This is a genomic window from Priestia megaterium, assembly GCF_023824195.1.
GTDB lineage: Bacteria > Bacillota > Bacilli > Bacillales > Bacillaceae_H > Priestia > Priestia megaterium_D.
This window is the reverse complement of sequence record NZ_CP085442.1, coordinates 2,734,291-2,750,832: the sequence shown is the minus strand read 5'-3', so window position 1 is coordinate 2,750,832 and position 16,542 is coordinate 2,734,291. Positions and strand designations below refer to the sequence as shown.

Annotated in this window: 16 protein-coding genes; 14 read left to right on the top strand and 2 right to left on the bottom strand. The window is 38.8% G+C overall.

Annotated features, from left to right (window positions below; genetic code table 11):
* Nucleotides 1–13 precede the first annotated feature (13 nt).
* The 9 genes from LIS78_RS13930 to LIS78_RS13890 all read left to right on the top strand — a co-directional run bounded on the left by LIS78_RS13930 (nucleotide 14) and on the right by LIS78_RS13890 (nucleotide 10,465).
* A complete protein-coding gene (locus LIS78_RS13930; RefSeq protein ID WP_252283812.1) occupies nucleotides 14–1,120 on the top strand; it encodes an ABC transporter permease in 1,107 nt (368 codons plus the stop codon).
* A gap of 1 nt (nucleotide 1,121) precedes the next feature.
* Nucleotides 1,122–2,270 (top strand): ABC transporter permease, encoded by a 1,149-nt coding sequence (locus tag LIS78_RS13925; RefSeq protein WP_252283811.1) that lies wholly within the window; start codon nucleotides 1,122–1,124, stop codon nucleotides 2,268–2,270.
* Between the two features lie 245 nt (nucleotides 2,271–2,515).
* A complete protein-coding gene (locus LIS78_RS13920) occupies nucleotides 2,516–3,706 on the top strand; it encodes an iron-containing alcohol dehydrogenase (protein ID WP_252283809.1) in 1,191 nt (396 codons plus the stop codon).
* Nucleotides 3,707–3,751: 45 nt separating this feature from the next.
* Nucleotides 3,752–5,185: a GntP family permease gene (locus tag LIS78_RS13915; RefSeq protein WP_195783006.1), complete on the top strand. Its 1,434-nt coding sequence runs from the start codon at nucleotides 3,752–3,754 to the stop codon at nucleotides 5,183–5,185.
* Between the two features lie 216 nt (nucleotides 5,186–5,401).
* Nucleotides 5,402–5,728: an IDEAL domain-containing protein gene (locus LIS78_RS13910; RefSeq protein ID WP_057236107.1), complete on the top strand. Its 327-nt coding sequence runs from the start codon at nucleotides 5,402–5,404 to the stop codon at nucleotides 5,726–5,728.
* Nucleotides 5,729–5,850: 122 nt separating this feature from the next.
* Entirely contained in the window at nucleotides 5,851–6,423 is a 573-nt protein-coding gene (locus LIS78_RS13905; RefSeq protein WP_116071821.1) for a DJ-1/PfpI family protein, read from the top strand.
* A gap of 71 nt (nucleotides 6,424–6,494) precedes the next feature.
* Nucleotides 6,495–7,607 (top strand): CdaR family transcriptional regulator, encoded by a 1,113-nt coding sequence (locus tag LIS78_RS13900; protein WP_252283808.1) that lies wholly within the window; start codon nucleotides 6,495–6,497, stop codon nucleotides 7,605–7,607.
* Nucleotides 7,608–7,736: 129 nt separating this feature from the next.
* Nucleotides 7,737–9,149, top strand: a complete 1,413-nt coding sequence (gene glcD / locus LIS78_RS13895) for a glycolate oxidase subunit GlcD (RefSeq protein WP_252283806.1) — start codon at nucleotides 7,737–7,739, stop codon at nucleotides 9,147–9,149.
* A complete protein-coding gene (locus tag LIS78_RS13890) occupies nucleotides 9,146–10,465 on the top strand; it encodes a (Fe-S)-binding protein (RefSeq protein WP_252283805.1) in 1,320 nt (439 codons plus the stop codon). Before glcD ends, LIS78_RS13890 begins: the two co-directional genes overlap by 4 nt.
* 27 nt (nucleotides 10,466–10,492) lie before the next feature.
* Here LIS78_RS13890 and LIS78_RS13885 read toward each other — a convergent pair whose 3' ends face one another.
* On the bottom strand, nucleotides 10,493–11,497 hold the full coding sequence (locus tag LIS78_RS13885; protein WP_074680799.1) for an LLM class flavin-dependent oxidoreductase: 1,005 nt from the start codon (nucleotides 11,495–11,497) through the stop codon (nucleotides 10,493–10,495).
* Between the two features lie 234 nt (nucleotides 11,498–11,731).
* Here LIS78_RS13885 and LIS78_RS13880 point away from each other — a divergent pair, with 234 nt between their 5' ends.
* The 4 genes from LIS78_RS13880 to LIS78_RS13865 all read left to right on the top strand — a co-directional run bounded on the left by LIS78_RS13880 (nucleotide 11,732) and on the right by LIS78_RS13865 (nucleotide 14,905).
* Nucleotides 11,732–12,367 carry a DUF1796 family putative cysteine peptidase gene (locus LIS78_RS13880; protein WP_252285344.1) on the top strand — a complete coding sequence of 212 codons (636 nt, stop codon included), beginning with the start codon at nucleotides 11,732–11,734 and terminating at the stop codon, nucleotides 12,365–12,367.
* 88 nt (nucleotides 12,368–12,455) lie between these two features.
* A complete protein-coding gene (locus LIS78_RS13875; protein ID WP_013083437.1) occupies nucleotides 12,456–12,737 on the top strand; it encodes a hypothetical protein in 282 nt (93 codons plus the stop codon).
* 99 nt (nucleotides 12,738–12,836) lie between these two features.
* Entirely contained in the window at nucleotides 12,837–13,241 is a 405-nt protein-coding gene (locus tag LIS78_RS13870) for a YkvA family protein (protein WP_013057340.1), read from the top strand.
* 707 nt (nucleotides 13,242–13,948) lie between these two features.
* Nucleotides 13,949–14,905, top strand: a complete 957-nt coding sequence (locus tag LIS78_RS13865; RefSeq protein WP_057245090.1) for an AEC family transporter — start codon at nucleotides 13,949–13,951, stop codon at nucleotides 14,903–14,905.
* 70 nt (nucleotides 14,906–14,975) lie between these two features.
* Here LIS78_RS13865 and LIS78_RS13860 read toward each other — a convergent pair whose 3' ends face one another.
* The gene (locus LIS78_RS13860) at nucleotides 14,976–15,845 is read right to left on the bottom strand and encodes a LysR family transcriptional regulator (protein ID WP_029322153.1); all 870 of its coding nucleotides are present in this window, start codon (nucleotides 15,843–15,845) and stop codon (nucleotides 14,976–14,978) included.
* Nucleotides 15,846–15,958: 113 nt separating this feature from the next.
* On the opposite strand from LIS78_RS13860, the gene LIS78_RS13855 reads away from it, so the two are divergent.
* Nucleotides 15,959–16,540 carry a non-oxidative hydroxyarylic acid decarboxylases subunit B gene (locus tag LIS78_RS13855; protein WP_252283804.1) on the top strand — a complete coding sequence of 194 codons (582 nt, stop codon included), beginning with the start codon at nucleotides 15,959–15,961 and terminating at the stop codon, nucleotides 16,538–16,540.
* Nucleotides 16,541–16,542 lie beyond the last annotated feature (2 nt).

Genomic DNA, 16,542 nt, shown 5'->3' with positions numbered 1-16,542 from the left:
GGAGGAATGAGGAATGAATATTATTGCAATTGCTTTGAAAGAAATGAAAAGTGATCTGCGGGATAAGCGTGCATTTATCTTTATGATTCTCTTTCCGCTAGCTCTTGTCCTTATTTTAGGAACAGCTTTGTCTCAAGCCTTTAATAACGATATGAAGATAGACGACAGTTACGTTCTCTATAAAATCGACACAAGTAATGAGGAATCTGCTGCTTTTAAGCAGTTTGCTGCCCATGCAGAAAAATCGGGCATTCATTTTAAAGTGCTGAAAAAAAATCAGGATGGAAAAAAAGAAGTAAAAGAACAGCGCTATACAGCTTATGTAGAAGTGAAAGACCAAGGCATTGATCTCTACGGAAATGGTGAAAACAGCATTGAATTTAACATGGTGCAAGGTATGTTAAGCACGTTTGTTGATAAGTATAACGTGGCTATGGAAGTAGCAAAAGTAAATCCTCAGCAAGTGGAGAATCTGCTCCGTGAGTCTAAGCATGACTATATTCAAGAAACATCTCTTCATTCTCAAAAACAGCCAAATTCAATAGACTACTACGCCATTTCAATGACAACTATGATTGTTTTGTACGGATCTATCTCAGCGAGTTATTTAATTAGAGGAGAGCGTATGCGAAATACAGCTAGTCGATTAGTAGCCGCGCCGATTAAAACCGCTGAAATTTTTGTCGGGAAAATTTTAGGTACTGTTTTGGTTCACGCCATTTGTGTATTAGTCGTCATTATGTCGACTAAATATTTTTTTGATGCCAACTGGGGAGATCATTTACTCCTAGTACTGCTGATGTTAGTATCTCAAATTCTTTTTGCCATTAGCTTTGGATTAGGAGTTAGCTACCTTACGAAGACAGAAGCGGCGTCAAGAGCAATTATTATGGTTGTTATTCAAGTGTCGTGTATTGTGGGAGGAACCTATTTTCAAAATGGATCTGGAGAGGGCTTCGTCAATGTATCACCTTTAACCTGGATGAATAATGGACTTATTAAATTGATTTATACAAATGATATCGGCGCTTCTCTTTCAGTTATTGGGTTGAATGTAGGCTTCTCTATTTTATTCTTGGGCATAGCAATTGTGCTTTTGAGAAAAAGAGAGGGGTTATAACATGAAAAATATCATTTGGCTTGTAACAAATATGCTAAGAAATATGCTGCTTAGAAACAAAAGGACGCTTGTGCTTGTTATTGGTTTGCCTATTGCAGGGGTTTTAATGTCCGTTCTTATTTATGGAAATGCAGGAGGGACTTCGGTGAATATCGGAGTTGTCAATCACGACTCAACGGATATTACAAAAGATACCGTTCAGTTTTTAAAAGGGCTGCATAAAACAAATGTTAAAATGCTCACTGACAAAGAAGTGGATCATGAGATTATGTCAAAGAAAGTTGATGCTGTTATTACCTTTGAAAAAGGGTTTTCTGACAGCGTCAAAGCGAACAAACCAGATCATATTACAATCACTTCAATAAAAGGAGCAGAAGTAACGAGCTTTATTAAGTCTTATTTGTATCAATATATTGATAATATTTCTGCGCTGAATCAAGCTGCTGAAGGCGACGATGCTGCGTTTAAACAAATGTATGAGAATTATCAAAAAGCGCCATTCCACGTCTCTACGCATGCCCTTGAAGACAAAGGAACCGATCAAAACATTGTCAAGCAGACAATTGGGTATTTAATTATGTTTATGCTTTTTTCTGCGGTGAATCTATCGGCTCTTATCACAAAAGAAAAAGAGCAGCGCACGTATTTTAGACTATTAGCTTCGCCAGTTAGCGCAAGGCAATACGTGATATCCAATGTTATTACAAACATGATTTTATTAACTCTGCAAGTAATGATTACACTTGTTTGTATTACGACTCTTTTTCACGTAGATATGAACATTCCCGTGTGGCAGCTGTTTTTCATTTTAGTTCTGTTTGGTCTAGTAGCCATCGGCTTGTCTCTTGTAATTATTGCTTTTACAGAAAGCTCAAAAGCAGCGAACGGTCTTCAAACGCTTATTATTACGCCAACTTGTTTGCTCTCAGGGTGCTTTTTCCCGCCTGAATTTATGCCGGATGTGATGCAGAAAATAGCCGATTTTCTTCCTCAAACGTGGGTATTAAGCACGTTAAAAAGTGTTCAACAAGGAGCTGCTTTAAGCAGCCTATGGTTAAATATCAGCATTTTACTAGCTTTTGCACTCGTTTTTTTCCTGCTGTCTATTTATAAATTAAATCGAAATAATACTGTTCAAAAGTTTATTTAAATGGTAAAGTCAGAGAATACCTCTGGCTTTTTTTGTAATTTTTTAAAAGTTACAAAAAAAGATTGAAAAATATAAGATGAAATTTTAGAATGAAAGAGGAAAGGGGTATACAAAAAGAGAATAAATAGGGGAGAAAAACGAAGTTCATGTTGGTTTTTTGCACAAATAAATGAAATCGCTTACATAAGTCAGCATGAAAATACGGAAGGAGAGATTGTCAGCGAGATAACAAAGGGGGAAAAACAGTGGGAATTTATGAACTACTTGTACCACGCACGGTTTTATATGGAGGAGGATCATTTTCTAAAATTGGAGAACAGGCTGCACTGCTTGGGACAAAGGCATTGCTTATAAGTGATGGCGTTATGGTGAAAGCAGGCAATGTAGAAGCTTGCCGTCGTTACTTAGCAGAGGCTGGCATGGACTGTGCCGTGTATACAGGCGTGAATTCAGAGCCGACGGATATTCATCTAGATGAAGCGCTTGTTATATGTAAAACGGAGCAGTGCGATGTGGTTATTGCCTTAGGGGGAGGCAGCTGTATCGATACTGGAAAAGCGGTTGCCATTATGATGACAAATGAAGGGCATCTACGAACGTATTTTCAAAGTCAACAAGATTTTCAAGATAGCCCTCTTCCTTTGGTTGCCGTGCCTACGACTGCTGGAACAGGCTCAGAAGTGACTAAAGCGACGGTTATTACAGACACGGCGTACGATGTAAAAATGATGCTCGCAAGGCCTCAATTATTGCCTGATACAGCCATTGTTGATCCGTTATTAACTCTATCATGTCCAAAACACGTGACGGCAGCTACAGGAATTGATGCACTCAGTCATGCAGTGGAAGCGTATTTGTCTAAAAAAGCACATCCGTTTACAGATTCACTTGCGCTTCAAGCAATTGAGTTAATCATGAAAAATATCCGTCTTGTGTACAGAAATGGAGAAAATGTTCAAGCAAGAAACGAAATGGCCTATGCTTCTATGCTGGCGGGAATGGCGTTTTCAAATTCATCCGTTGCTCTAGTGCACGGTATGTCACGACCTATTGGCGCGTTATTCCATGTGCCGCACGGTATTTCTAATGCGATGCTCCTGCCTGCGGTTTTGGACTATACAAAAGAGGCTTCAATCGATCGTTTAGGTGAAATAGGGCAAGCTCTTTTCCCGAACGTATCATATACAAAAAAAGAAGGAGCAGATGTGTTAATTGAAGCCATCAAGCAGCTTTGTATCGACTTAGAGGTTCCTAATCTTCAATCGTGGGGCATTGATCGTCAGCTATTTTACGCGGCGGTTGAGAAAATGGCAGCGGATGCGATTCAAAGCGGAAGTCCTGCTAACCATCCGGTTGTACCGACGGCAGAAGAAATTATCCAGCTGTATTACACGTGCTATGAATATGAGTTTGAGTCTGCAATTTATAAAAAATAAGATAAATTCAAGACAAATTGAATGAGGGATGAAAGGGGAAACGTTATGGATTTGCTGATTATTTTGCTGTCTCTGGGGCTTTTGATGCTGGTTGCTTACCGCGGATTTTCAGTTATTTTGTTTGCTCCACTTTGTGCGCTGCTAGCTGTTATTTTAACGGAACCAAGCTATGCACTCCCATTTTTCTCAAACGTTTTTATGGAGAAAATGGTTGGGTTTATTAAAAACTACTTCCCTGTCTTTCTATTAGGAGCAGTCTTCGGAAAGATGGTTGAAATGTCTGGAGTGGCTGAGTCGATTGCGAAAACAATTGTCAAAGTAGTAGGGGCTAAACGCGCCATCTTGGCTATTGTTTTAATGGGGGCAATCTTAACCTACAGCGGAGTAAGTTTATTCGTTGTTGCGTTTGCAGTTTATCCGTTTGCGGCTAACTTATTCCGCGAAGCGAATATTCCAAAACGATTAGTACCGGGAACGATTGCATTAGGAGCTATTTCGTTTACCATGGATGCACTTCCGGGTACACCGCAAATTCAAAACGTTATTCCAACGACTTTTTTTAAAACAGACATCTATGCTGCTCCGACACTGGGGATTATCGGATCGGTTATTGTCTTTAGCTTAGGTCTTTGGTATTTAGAAAGCCGAAGCAAAAAAGCAAGAAAAGCTGGAGAAGGCTACTACGGATTTAATAACGAACTAGCGGCTGCTGCAGAGCTAGAAAAAGAGTCTGTGCCTTCTACAGAACCTAACTATGAACCTAGCGTAGCAAGACAGATTCTTGCATTTGTTCCGCTCGTGCTTGTAGGGGTTGCAAACAAATTTTTTACTGTTTCTATTCCAAAATGGTATCCAGACGGTTTTGATTTTGCCAAAATTGGCCTTGAAGCGTTCGGAAAAGTAGATTTAACCGCAGTTGTCGGTATTTGGTCAGTGGAGTTGGCACTTGTTATTGGAATTATTGCAACGATTGCGTATGACTGGAAGAGAGTGACCACCGGTTTCCAAGCGGGTCTTAACGCAAGTATTGGCGGAGCGCTTCTCGCTGCGATGAACACGGGAGCTGAGTACGGCTTTGGTGGCGTTATTTCATCTCTTCCTGGCTTTGCAACCGTTCGTGACGGTATTTCACATACGTTTACAAATCCGCTTGTCAATGGAGCCGTTACGACAAATATTTTAGCCGGTATTACAGGCTCTGCTTCTGGAGGTATGGGAATTGCGCTTAGTGCGATGGGAGATAAGTATGTAGAAGCTATTAATCAATACAACATTCCTCCTGAAGTTATGCACAGAGTTGTAGCGATGGCATCAGGCGGTATGGATACGCTTCCTCATAACGGAGCCGTTATTACCCTGCTTGCTATTACCGGGTTAACCCACAAGCAGTCTTACCGAGATATTTTTGCCATCACTGTTATAAAAACGCTTGCATGTTTCTTAATCATTGGAATCTACAGCTTAACTGGACTCGTATAACAAATAAAGAGGCTGAGTTTAGTTGAAGAAAGATCCGAACGATGAATCGTTCGGATTTTTTTATTGTTGCAGTGATTTAGTTGTATATCAAGCTTTTGGCTATAAAACAGATTCTTTGACTTTCTAAACTGTAAGTATTATGATTACACTACTTTCTGCAATACTATATGCCGTTACATTAATTCTTAGCATGTTTATGAAGAAAGGAGAATGACTGTGAAGCTATTTGAAGGAAATTTAAAAGTAGGCGACTGGGTCAAAGGAAAGTCTCGCGACGGTGAACTTATATATGGATATATTAAAACGATTAATCCGTCTAAAAAAGCAGCACTAATCAACGTTGTGAAAAGTGATGATGAAAAAATGGTCGGCACAACCATTGGCATGATGGACGAAAAAATAGAGAAGCTTCCCCTTCAAAAAACGGCGCACGAAGAGCAAATTCTTTCATTAATTGATCTCGCGCTGCTAACGAAAGACAAAGCTTGGTTTATTGAATTAACAGCTGAATTAAAAAGATTACAAGATAAAAAGCAAGGCTGACATTCCTGATAAGGAATGAAGGCCCTGCTTTTTTTTATTATTCATAGGGGGAAAAGCAGGAATGGAAAGCAGCTTGAGAGAAGAAGTAAATGACGACATTAAGAAAGAAAAGGTGATAAAAGATGAGTAAACGTGTCTTAATTTTAACAGGAGATGCCGTGGAGGCTTTAGAAGTTTTTTATCCGTATTATCGCTGTTTAGAAGAAGATATTCAGTGTACCATTGCTTCTCCCGTGAAAAAGAAGCTCCAAACGGTTGTCCATGATTTCCTTCCAGAAATGGAAACATTCACAGAGAAAACGGGATATAAAATTGATTCTCACGCTTCTGTCGATGAAGTTGATCCCGCTGATTATGATGGACTTATTATTCCTGGAGGACGGGCGCCTGAATACATTCGAATGAACACAAAAGTTCAGGAAATTGCCGCGCATTTTTTAAAAGAAAATAAACCTTTAGGCGTTATTTGTCATGGTCAGCTCGTGTTAACGACGGTTAGAGAGTATCTACAGGACAGAGAAGTGACAGCGTATCCTGCTTGCCGACCAGAAGTAGAAGCGGCGGGTGCTGTATTTGTTGAACAGACGCTTCACGTAGACAGAAACTTAGTAACCGGACAAGCTTGGCCGGATTTACCTAAATTTATGAAAGAATTTTTTAAAGTGCTAAAAAAAGCTGAAAAAGTGAACGCATAATAAAAAAAGCGGGCTGAGAGAAAACAATTCTTTCAGCTCTTTTAATTGATGATAGGTGAGGTGTAAACAACGTGCAGCTAGTGTCTGAACTATCGAAGAAAATTATAAAAGAAGTGCAGCTGGTGATGAAAGAACATGTGATTGTAACGGATACACGCGGAATTATTATTGCGTCTACAGAAGAAAAGCGGGTTGGTTTTTTTCATGAAGGCGCGTGGAACGTGATGCAAAAAAAGCAAAAACTATATATCTTCAAAAAAGAAGCAGCAGATTTAAAAGGAGTTAAGCCTGGCATTAACTTGCCCATCAGTTATCAAGGAGACATTATTGGCGTTATTGGCATCACAGGTACTCCAGAAGCTGTTGAGCCTTTTGCAGACATTATTCGAAGATTAACAGAGTTAATTATTCGCGAAGCATACTACATAGAAACGAAGGAATGGGAAAATAAAGGAGTGGAAGCTTTTTTTCGTGAATGGATTTATAGCCAGCAAGTAGATGCAGAATTTATTGAACGAGGCCATATTTTAGGAGTACAAGTAGACAGTGCTTATGGCTGCACGCTGTTTCAAATTGACTCATCTCTTTCGAAAAATAAGCAGCAGCAGGTACAAGAAATGATTCGCTACTGGTTTGAAAGTCATAAAGGTGAAGGAGATTATATCGCAAATTGGGGATACGATCGCTTGCTTTTACTTAAAGAGGCTGTAGGTGAAAAGGCAAGGCAAGGATTTAAAAAGGAATTAAAAAAATGTCAGCAGTATATTCAAGCAAATAATCAAGTTACGATAACCATTGGCGTAGGAAAGCCAGCGGAGCAATTCAATTTGCATGCTTCATATGAAGAAGCGAAAAAAGCGCTTAAAGTGGCTTCAAAACGTCAAACCGTTGTTTTTTATGAGGAGCTGCTGATGGACATGATTTTAGAAGACGTTTCTGAACCTGTAAAAAAGGAATTCTTGAGTCGAGTGCTTTCTTCCATTCAAAAAGAAAAAGAGCTTCTCGAAACGCTGAAATGCTATTTAGCCAACGATCAATCGTTAAAAAAAACGGCGTTTGATTTACATATTCATATCAATACGCTTCATTACCGCCTGAAGCAAATGAAAGAACTAACAGACATTGATCCAAAAAGCGTAAAGGGTCTCACGCTTTTTTACCTTGCGCTGTCTCTATTAGAGTAAAGTGCGCCCTTCGTTAGATAAACATACAAAAAATGAGTTTTTAAAGCGCTTTTTTTTAGTTTTTTATCCATAGTCCCTCGTTGCTTCTGCAACTATAATAAGATTAAGAGATATATAAGGAGGAACGTTATGCTTAATGAACGAACAAAAGCAAAGCTCGTTGAAGTTGTAGGATCAGCCAATTTTCAAGATAGCAGTGAAGCAAGACTCGTGTACTCTTATGACGCGACACCTAACTTTCAGTCGCTTCCTGATGCGGTTATTATGCCTGAAAACAAAGAACAAGTGAAAAGAATTTTAACAATATGCAACGAAGATCATGTTCCTATTGTTCCAAGAGGTTCAGGTACAAATTTAAGCGCAGGAACGTGTCCAACGCAAGGCGGAATTGTTCTTACATTTAATCGAATGAATAAAATTTTGGAAATTGATGAAGAAAATTTAACCGCTACCGTGCAGCCAGGTGTTATAACCTTAGATTTAATTAACGCTGTAGAGGCAAAAGGTTTATTTTACCCTCCTGATCCAAGCTCTATGAAAATATCAACTATCGGAGGAAACATCAGTGAATGCTCAGGAGGATTACGAGGCTTAAAATACGGCGTAACAAAAGATTACGTTCTTGGTCTTGAAGTAGTTCTTGCAAACGGCGACTGCATTAAGACGGGAGGCAAGCTGGCTAAAGACGTAGCTGGATACGATTTAACGAACTTGTTTGTCGGTTCTGAAGGAACGCTTGGCGTTGTGACAGAAGCAATTTTAAAGCTCATTCCAATACCTGAAACAAAACAAACCCTGCTCGCACTGTTTGAAGACATGGATGCAGCTGCTAAGACCGTTTCAGCTATTATTGCACATAAAATTATCCCAGCTACGCTTGAATTTTTAGATCAGCCGACGTGCGAGGTAGTAGAAGATTTTGCACAAGTTGGTCTCCCAACAGATGTAAACGCTGTCTTGTTGATTGAACAAGACGGACCGCCAGAAGTAGTGAGTCGGGATATTGAAATGATTTCACGCATCTGCAGCGAAGGGAATGCTGTATCGGTAAAAGTAGCGGCTTCGCAAGCAGAAGCAGAAGCTTTAAGTACAGCAAGAAGATCAGCCCTTTCTGCTTTAGCACGGATGAAGCCAACGACGATTTTAGAAGACGCAACCGTCCCGCGGTCTAAAATTAGTGAAATGGTCAAAGCGATTAATGAAATTGCTGTAACATATAACGTTAAGATCTGTACGTTTGGTCATGCGGGAGACGGAAATCTGCATCCGACTTGTTTAACAGATGCGCGTGACAAAGAAGAGCTTCACCGCGTCGAACAAGCTTTTGAAGCAATTTTTCATAAAGCCTTTGAGCTTGGAGGAACGATTACAGGTGAACACGGAGTGGGAGAAATGAAAGCACCGTATTTGGCATTGAAGATGGGCGGAGAAGGAGTAGCTGCGATGAAAGCAATTAAGTATGCTTTGGACCCGCAAGGAATTATGAATCCAGGGAAAATTTTTGCTAAAGACACGAGAAAAAGAGTGGTGGTTCGTTCATGACGACAACAAAAGACATTCAGCAAGCGTTCAAAGAACGGTTAGATTATGATGAGCTAATGAATTGTATGAGATGCGGTTTTTGTTTGCCAAGCTGTCCGACGTATGGCCAAACGAATCAATATGAAGCAGCGTCACCGCGCGGGAGAATTGCTTTGATGAAAGGAGTGGTAGATGGACTTATTGAACCTGATGAATCCGTTGAAAAGCAATTGAACCTTTGCCTTGGCTGCCGAGCGTGTGAACCTGTTTGTCCTTCGGGTGTGAAGTACGGACACTTATTAGAAGAAGCGCGTGATATTATTCAGCAGAAGAAAAGACATAAATGGCCGGTAAAAGCGCTCAGGCATATGGTGTTTGAACAGCTTTTTCCGCATAAAGAACGATTAAAAAATGTACATTCTCTGCTTGCTTTCTATCAAAGAAGCGGCTTGCAAAAAGCTGTTCAAAAAACAAACATACTAAACGTCCTTCCTGGTAATCTAGCGCAAATGGAAAAAACGCTTCCGCCTGTGCTAACAAAAAAAGAAATGAAGAAACGTCCTTTTTTATTTGAAGCAGAAGGAACAAGAGAGCGTACGGTTGCTTTTTTTACAGGGTGTTTAATGGATACGATGTTTATGGAAACAAACAACGCGACGATTGCACTTTTACAAAAAGCGGGGTGTAAGGTCGTCATACCAGAGGTGCAGACATGCTGTGGCGCGCTGCATGCGCACGGAGGAGAAAAAGATCAGGCAAAGAAGTTAGCTAAGCAAAATATTATGGCGTTTGAATCCATTCAAGCGGATGATATTGTTCTTAATGCAGGAGGCTGCGGTGCGCTGTTAGTAGAATACGATCATTTATTAAAAGAGGAACCGGAATGGAAAGAAAGAGCAGCGGCTTTTTCTGCCAAAGTCAAAGATTTTTCAGAGATTCTGTTGCAGCAGCAGTTTGTGGAAAAACAAAAGTTATCGCTGCCAAGTCAAATTATTACGTATCAAGACTCGTGTCATTTAAGAAACGTGATGAAAACGTCCAGCGCACCGAGAAAATTAATCCAAGCGATTAACGGAACGGTGTTTAATGAAATGGAAAATGCGGATCATTGCTGCGGCTCAGCCGGTATTTATAACTTAACGGAACAAGAGATGTCTATGCAAATTTTGGATTACAAAATGGAAAAAGTGAAAGAAACGCATGCACATACGATTGTAACAGCAAACCCGGGCTGTCTCATTCAAATGAAGCTAGGGGTAGTCAGAGAAGGAGTAGAAGAAAGTGTAAGGGCCGTTCATCTTGCAGATTTACTTCTTGAAGCAGCAGAAAGCAAATAAAAAGGCCGGACGTGTCCGGCCTTTTTATTATTTGAACAGCTGAGAAACAATTTCGTACGAACGAAGGCGAGCTTTGTGATCGTAAATTTGAGCGTTAATCATCAATTCATCTGCTTCTGTTTCTTCAATAAACTGTTCAAGCTTGACTTTAATCGTCTCAGGGCTTCCGACAATAGAAGAGCCCAGCTGCTGTTGAAGAGAAGCTTTTTCAAAGTCAGTCCATAGTTCATCCATATTATCCACAGGAGCTTTTAGTTTACCCGGTGTGTTTCGAATTAAATTTAGGAACTGCTGCTGCATAGAAGTAGCCAAACGTTCAGCTTCTCTATCTGTATCAGCAGCGATTACGTTTACACCTAACATTGCATATGGTTTCTCTAACACGTCGGACGGCTTAAAATAACGGCGATACATGTTAAGAGCTGTCATTGTATTATTAGGTGAGAAGTGACTTGCAAATGAAAATGGCAAGCCTAGCTGTGCAGACAGCTGTGCGCTAAAACCGCTTGAGCCAAGCAGCCAAATCGGAATATTTAAACCTTGACCGGGAACGGCTTTAACGCGCATCTGACTCTCTGAAGCAGGTTTAAAGTATTCTTGCAGTTCAGCTAGCTGTTCTGGGAAGTCACTGCCGTCGCTTCTGCGGTCGCGTCGCAGCGCCTGCGCTGTCAGCTGATCTGTCCCTGGCGCTCTTCCTAAGCCTAAATCAATACGTCCTGGAAATAGTGATTCAAGCGTTCCAAAATGCTCAGCAATAACAAGCGGAGAATGGTTAGGAAGCATAATACCTCCAGAGCCTACGCGAATACGTGACGTGCCTGCAGCTACATGACCAATTACAACAGATGTAGCGGAGCTTGCGATACCTGTCATATTATGATGTTCAGCTAGCCAATAGCGGTTATACCCCCATTTTTCAGCATGCTGAGCTAAATCTAATGTATTTCTAAGTGAGTCAGATACAGTTCCTCCTTCAACTACAGGAGAAAGATCCAATACGGAAATCGGAATATCTTTTAATGCTTTACTCATCAATTTCATCTTCTTTCTTTAAAGACTTCATAGGCCTTGTTATTTCAATGGAATACAAGTATTTTAACAATAATCTTTCGAGTTCCAAAATATTTTGCTTCGGTTATTTTCCTTTAAGTTATTGCTCTTTATTTACACAAGCTTTTAAGAAGCAAAAAGCTTGTACGGTATAAGGCAGAAGCCGCCTCTTTCTATAAAAAGCTGTCATATTTTATAGGAGAAGGGAGGGTGAATATGGTTACTTTAAATGAACTAAAAAGCAAGCAGTACGATATGATATACAGTTTAGGCTATAACTGTTTTCCAGGGATATACATGAAAAAATATTCTTTGCGAAAACAAGCCGGCGTGATTGATTGGTGTATTAGCGTTTCTCTTTCTCGTGTCAATCAGCTGTTGAAAAATCGCTGTAAAGACTTATTTGTATATGAACACTTAACCTATATAAGTTCTTTCGGAGATGGTTCCACGCTTAGACTGCGTGATAAGGTGTATCAAATTGATTCTGCTCATGATTTTCCGTCGTCTATTAATACAGAGAATAACTGGCTTTCATATAATGAAGTCAAAGAAAAATATGAGCGGAGAACGGAGCGGTTTTTAACGTCGATGGAGACCAGTTCTTGTATATTGTTTATTCGTATGGGTGGAACGTATGAAGAAGCGAAAGAATTAGAGCATATCTTAAAGGGAATGGTCAAAAACGATTTCTATATACTGCTGCTGACAAACAGTGAAAAAGAACTTTTGTCCGAAGCTAACTGGGACTTGCCTTATACGTGTGTCTTACATGCACCTATTTTTTCAATGGACGTGCTGCGCCATGATAAAGTATGGGAAGAACTCTTAAGCGGGCTTGTTATAAAATAAAAGGAACTCTTTTTGTTTAATACGGGAATGAGAAAGCTCGTTTTTTTCATAGACTTTGTTATATCTGTGTATCAAAGGAGATGAAAAGATGGAGTCCAATGTGCGGAAGGCGATAAAAGAAATTGTATGGCTGCTACTAGAACAAGACCAGCGCTGGAACGAGTATCTAGTACAGCTGGAGGATTTGAAAATACAAGTGGATTTGAATAGTTCCGCATATGAAGTTCTGAGAAAGATGACGGGTAATTACGAAGTGCTCCTTGAACATATGGATCTCATTCAGCAGTTTGAAAATCATTCTAAAAGTGAAACAGCGCTGAATGACTTAGTTACCATCGTTATGAAGCATTACTCATTAAAAAATTCATAAGCCTGCTTTGTGCAGGTTTATGGAGTTTAAGCTCTCAATGGAATTCGGTAGAGATAATCGTTTATAATAAGTACATATGGTGATGAAAGGGTGATCGATATGGAAGAGAAACAAGAAATTGTACCCGTTCGTACAGAGGAAACAGCCAAATATTATTCGGAAGAAAAATTTTGGGACAAGCTTAAAAAGTTTGGTAAAAAAGCGGGAGCAAACGTTGTTTATGCCGTATTGCTTTTATACTACACGCTGCAAAAACCTGATATTCCGCCAAAAGCAAAAGCAGTCATTATAGGAGCGTTAGGTTATTTTATTCTTCCTCTAGATTTAATTCCGGACTTTGCAGCAGGAGTTGGATTTACAGATGATTTAGGAGCTCTGGGGCTTGCATTGATTCAAGTTGCCATGTACATTGATGAAGGTGTTAAACTGAAAGCAAAAGAAAAAATTAAAACGTGGTTTTCAGAAGAACACAATTTTTCCATTATTGATGCTAAAATAAAGTAACGTTATGATCTAAATGTAATTATTAAATAAAGTGAGCGAAAGAAGGTGATAGATGAATCATCTTCTTTTTAACCGATAATATATAGGCCTTTATAACTATTAAAATCCTTTTTGTATAAAAAAAGCAGGATTAAAATATTTTTTTCATTAAAATTTTAAGCAATGTAATTGAATAATTGCCCTACAAATGTTAAGTTAAAACATGTTCATAAATTCGTCACAGAAAGCAATATACAAATAAGTAAGATTGTTTGTAAAAATTTTGTGAAATTATGGAACTTTTTAACTGAGAGTTTCAAACTCTTAGAGATTCTTCCTCATCAATCAGAAGTAGCTTTCTTTCGTCACAAGATTAAGCATCTTTCATTTGAAGGTGTTTTTTTTCAGCTTAAGTAAGCCAACAACATGATTGTATGACAAGTTTTTGCTAAGGTTGTATAGTTACTGTATTGTATGACAAGTTTTTTGTGATTTGATGTTAACTAAATGAACAGCCTCGAAGTAAATAAATGATTGCAGAAAAACAAAGTCCATGCGTTTTCATGAACCATTATACGTTACTTCATATTTGTAGAGATGTTTAGCAAAAGGGGAGATGAATGGCCTGACGTAAACAATATCCATAGACAAGCCTTAGAAAATAATTATCTTTCTAAGAAAGCAAAATTATATGATTGATTTTAATCTAAACAATGGAGTGTTCAAAAATGGAAATTAGTCAAATCTTTATTATTTTAACCCCAATCTTTTTTGTTATTTTGCTAGGTTATTTAGCAGGGTATTTTAAAAAGTTTGATGCAACGACATCTAAAGGGTTAAATACGCTTGTAACAAAATTTGCGTTACCTGCACATTTATTTGTTGGTATTACAACAACATCAAAACAAACGCTTATTGAAAAATGGCCGTTTTTACTAGCATTAGTTCTTGGTATTATTGGATTTTATGTTCTTTTCTTACTTGTTGCAAAATATGTATTTAAATACTCATTAACAGGCGCGTCTATGTTCTCTTTAAACTCTACGCAGCCAACGTTTGCGTTTATGGGTATTCCAGTATTAGGTAGCTTGTTTGGGGCGGATGTAGTAGCAATTCCAATCGCCATTACTGGTATCGTAGTAAATGCTATGCTTGATCCTTTAGCAACTATTATTGGTACGGTTGGACAACGTGAAAGAAGTGAAGGCGATTCAGAAGAAAGCTTATTTAAAGTAACGATTAAATCAATCTTACACGGTCTTTCTGAACCATTAGCCTGTGTTCCGTTAATCGCAGTAGTATTAGTATTATGTGGCTTCCAAGCTCCAGATTTACTATCAAGCAGCTTAGACCAAATCGGTTCAATTACATCTGGTGCGGCACTATTCGCAGTTGGGGTAACAATTGGTATTCGTAAAATTCAATTTAGCCCAGCGGCATTTGGTATTGCGATTTTAAAAGTGGCTATTCAGCCGCTTGTAATGTTAGGAATTGCAACAGCAATGGGTCTATCATCAGCTGACATCGTAAAATTAGTATTATTAGTAGCGTTCCCAGGTTCAGCTGTAGCAGCGATGATTTCAGTTCGCTTTGACAGCCTAGCTGGTGAAACAGCTTCAGCATTCGTACTTAGTGCCATTATGTCACTTGTTACATTACCGCTGTTAATTTCTTGGTTAATGTAGTCACATATATCAATATAAAATAAAAAAAGGCTTTGCTATTTTAGCAAAGCCTTTTTTTGTGCATTTATATTTAAAAAAGCTTTAAAAATTCTTGGGCGATTTTGGGAAGATAACTGTCGGTACGCCACGTAACTAAAGGCTCAATTACAAATGGATTATCTTCTATGTTTAAAATTTTAATATGTTCTAGTGAAAAAGAGGAAAGCATTGAATAAGGAACAATGGCAGCACCAAGGCCACGACATACTAAATTAAGAAGCATCGCTGAATCATGGCATTCGCATAAAATGTTAGGTGTTATACCCATCTTTTCAAATTCCTTCACAATGCGATTATATATGCTTATTTCCCGGTTTGAGCGAAGAAGAATAAGAGGGAGAGAAGCAATTTCAGCGACTGAAATCTTTTCTTTTGCATAACCACTTTCTTTGGGAACGGCTACAACAAAAACATCTGGTGCAAGTGTTTTTGTTTTGACATGTTTATAAGGTAAGTCAGTAGTAGTCACTGCTACATCAATTTTTCCTTCCGTTAATAATTCGTTTAAGTGAGCTGGTTCGTTTTCATAGATATTAAATGTGCTGTTTGGATACTGTTTTTGAATAAGAGTTAGCTTATCGAGAACCGTTGATGCACAGTAGATTGTACATCCGATTTCAAGTTTTTCATTTGTTACGTTTTTACATTCCTGTACTTCTAATACTGATTTTTCGACCCTTTGCACAATTTCTTTCGCTCGTTTTAAAAAAAGCTCTCCTTCTACCGTTAACAATAAGCGCTTGTTATTATTTCGTTCAAAAAGCAAAAGACCTAGCTCATTTTCGAGCTGTTTTAGCTGCCTGCTTAAAGGAGGCTGAGCCATATGCAGGCGCTTTGCTGCTTTGGTCACATTTAATTCTTCAGCTATGACAATAAAATAATGCAACTGTCTTAATTCCACTGTATTCAACTCCATACTTTAAAGGTATTATTATATATTTTATCAATATTTTAATTGTATGGAAAATGAGTGTAAAGTTAAATGTGTAACCAAAGCAGAGAGGAGGAAGAGAAATGAAAATAGCTGTAGGAATCACAGGAGCCACGGGAGCTATTTTAGGTATTCGAATTTTAGAGCTTTTGAAGAAGGCTTCTGTTGAAACGCATTTAGTCATGTCGCCTTGGGCTCATGCCACAATTAAGCTGGAAACACCCTATAGCGTTCAGCAAGTAGAAGTGCTAGCAGATTATTGTTATTCATATCAAGACCAAGCAGCAAAAATTTCGAGCGGTTCTTTTCGCATAGATGGAATGATTGTTAGTCCTTGCAGCATGAAAACATTAGCATCTATTCGAATGGGACTAGCAGATAACTTAATAGCGAGAACGGCAGATGTGATGCTAAAAGAAAGAAAGCCACTGGTGCTACTTCCTCGAGAAACGCCTTTGAATACGATTCATTTAGAAAACATGCTGGATCTTTCAAAAATGGGAGCTATCCTCGTGCCTCCTATGCCGGCATTTTATAACAAGCCTGAGACGATTGAGGATATTGTCACCCATATTGCTGTTCGAACGTTAGATCAATTAGGAATTGAGCTTCCTGAGGCAAAAAGATGGAATGGAATTAAACATTTATCACAAGGAGGAAAATAAAC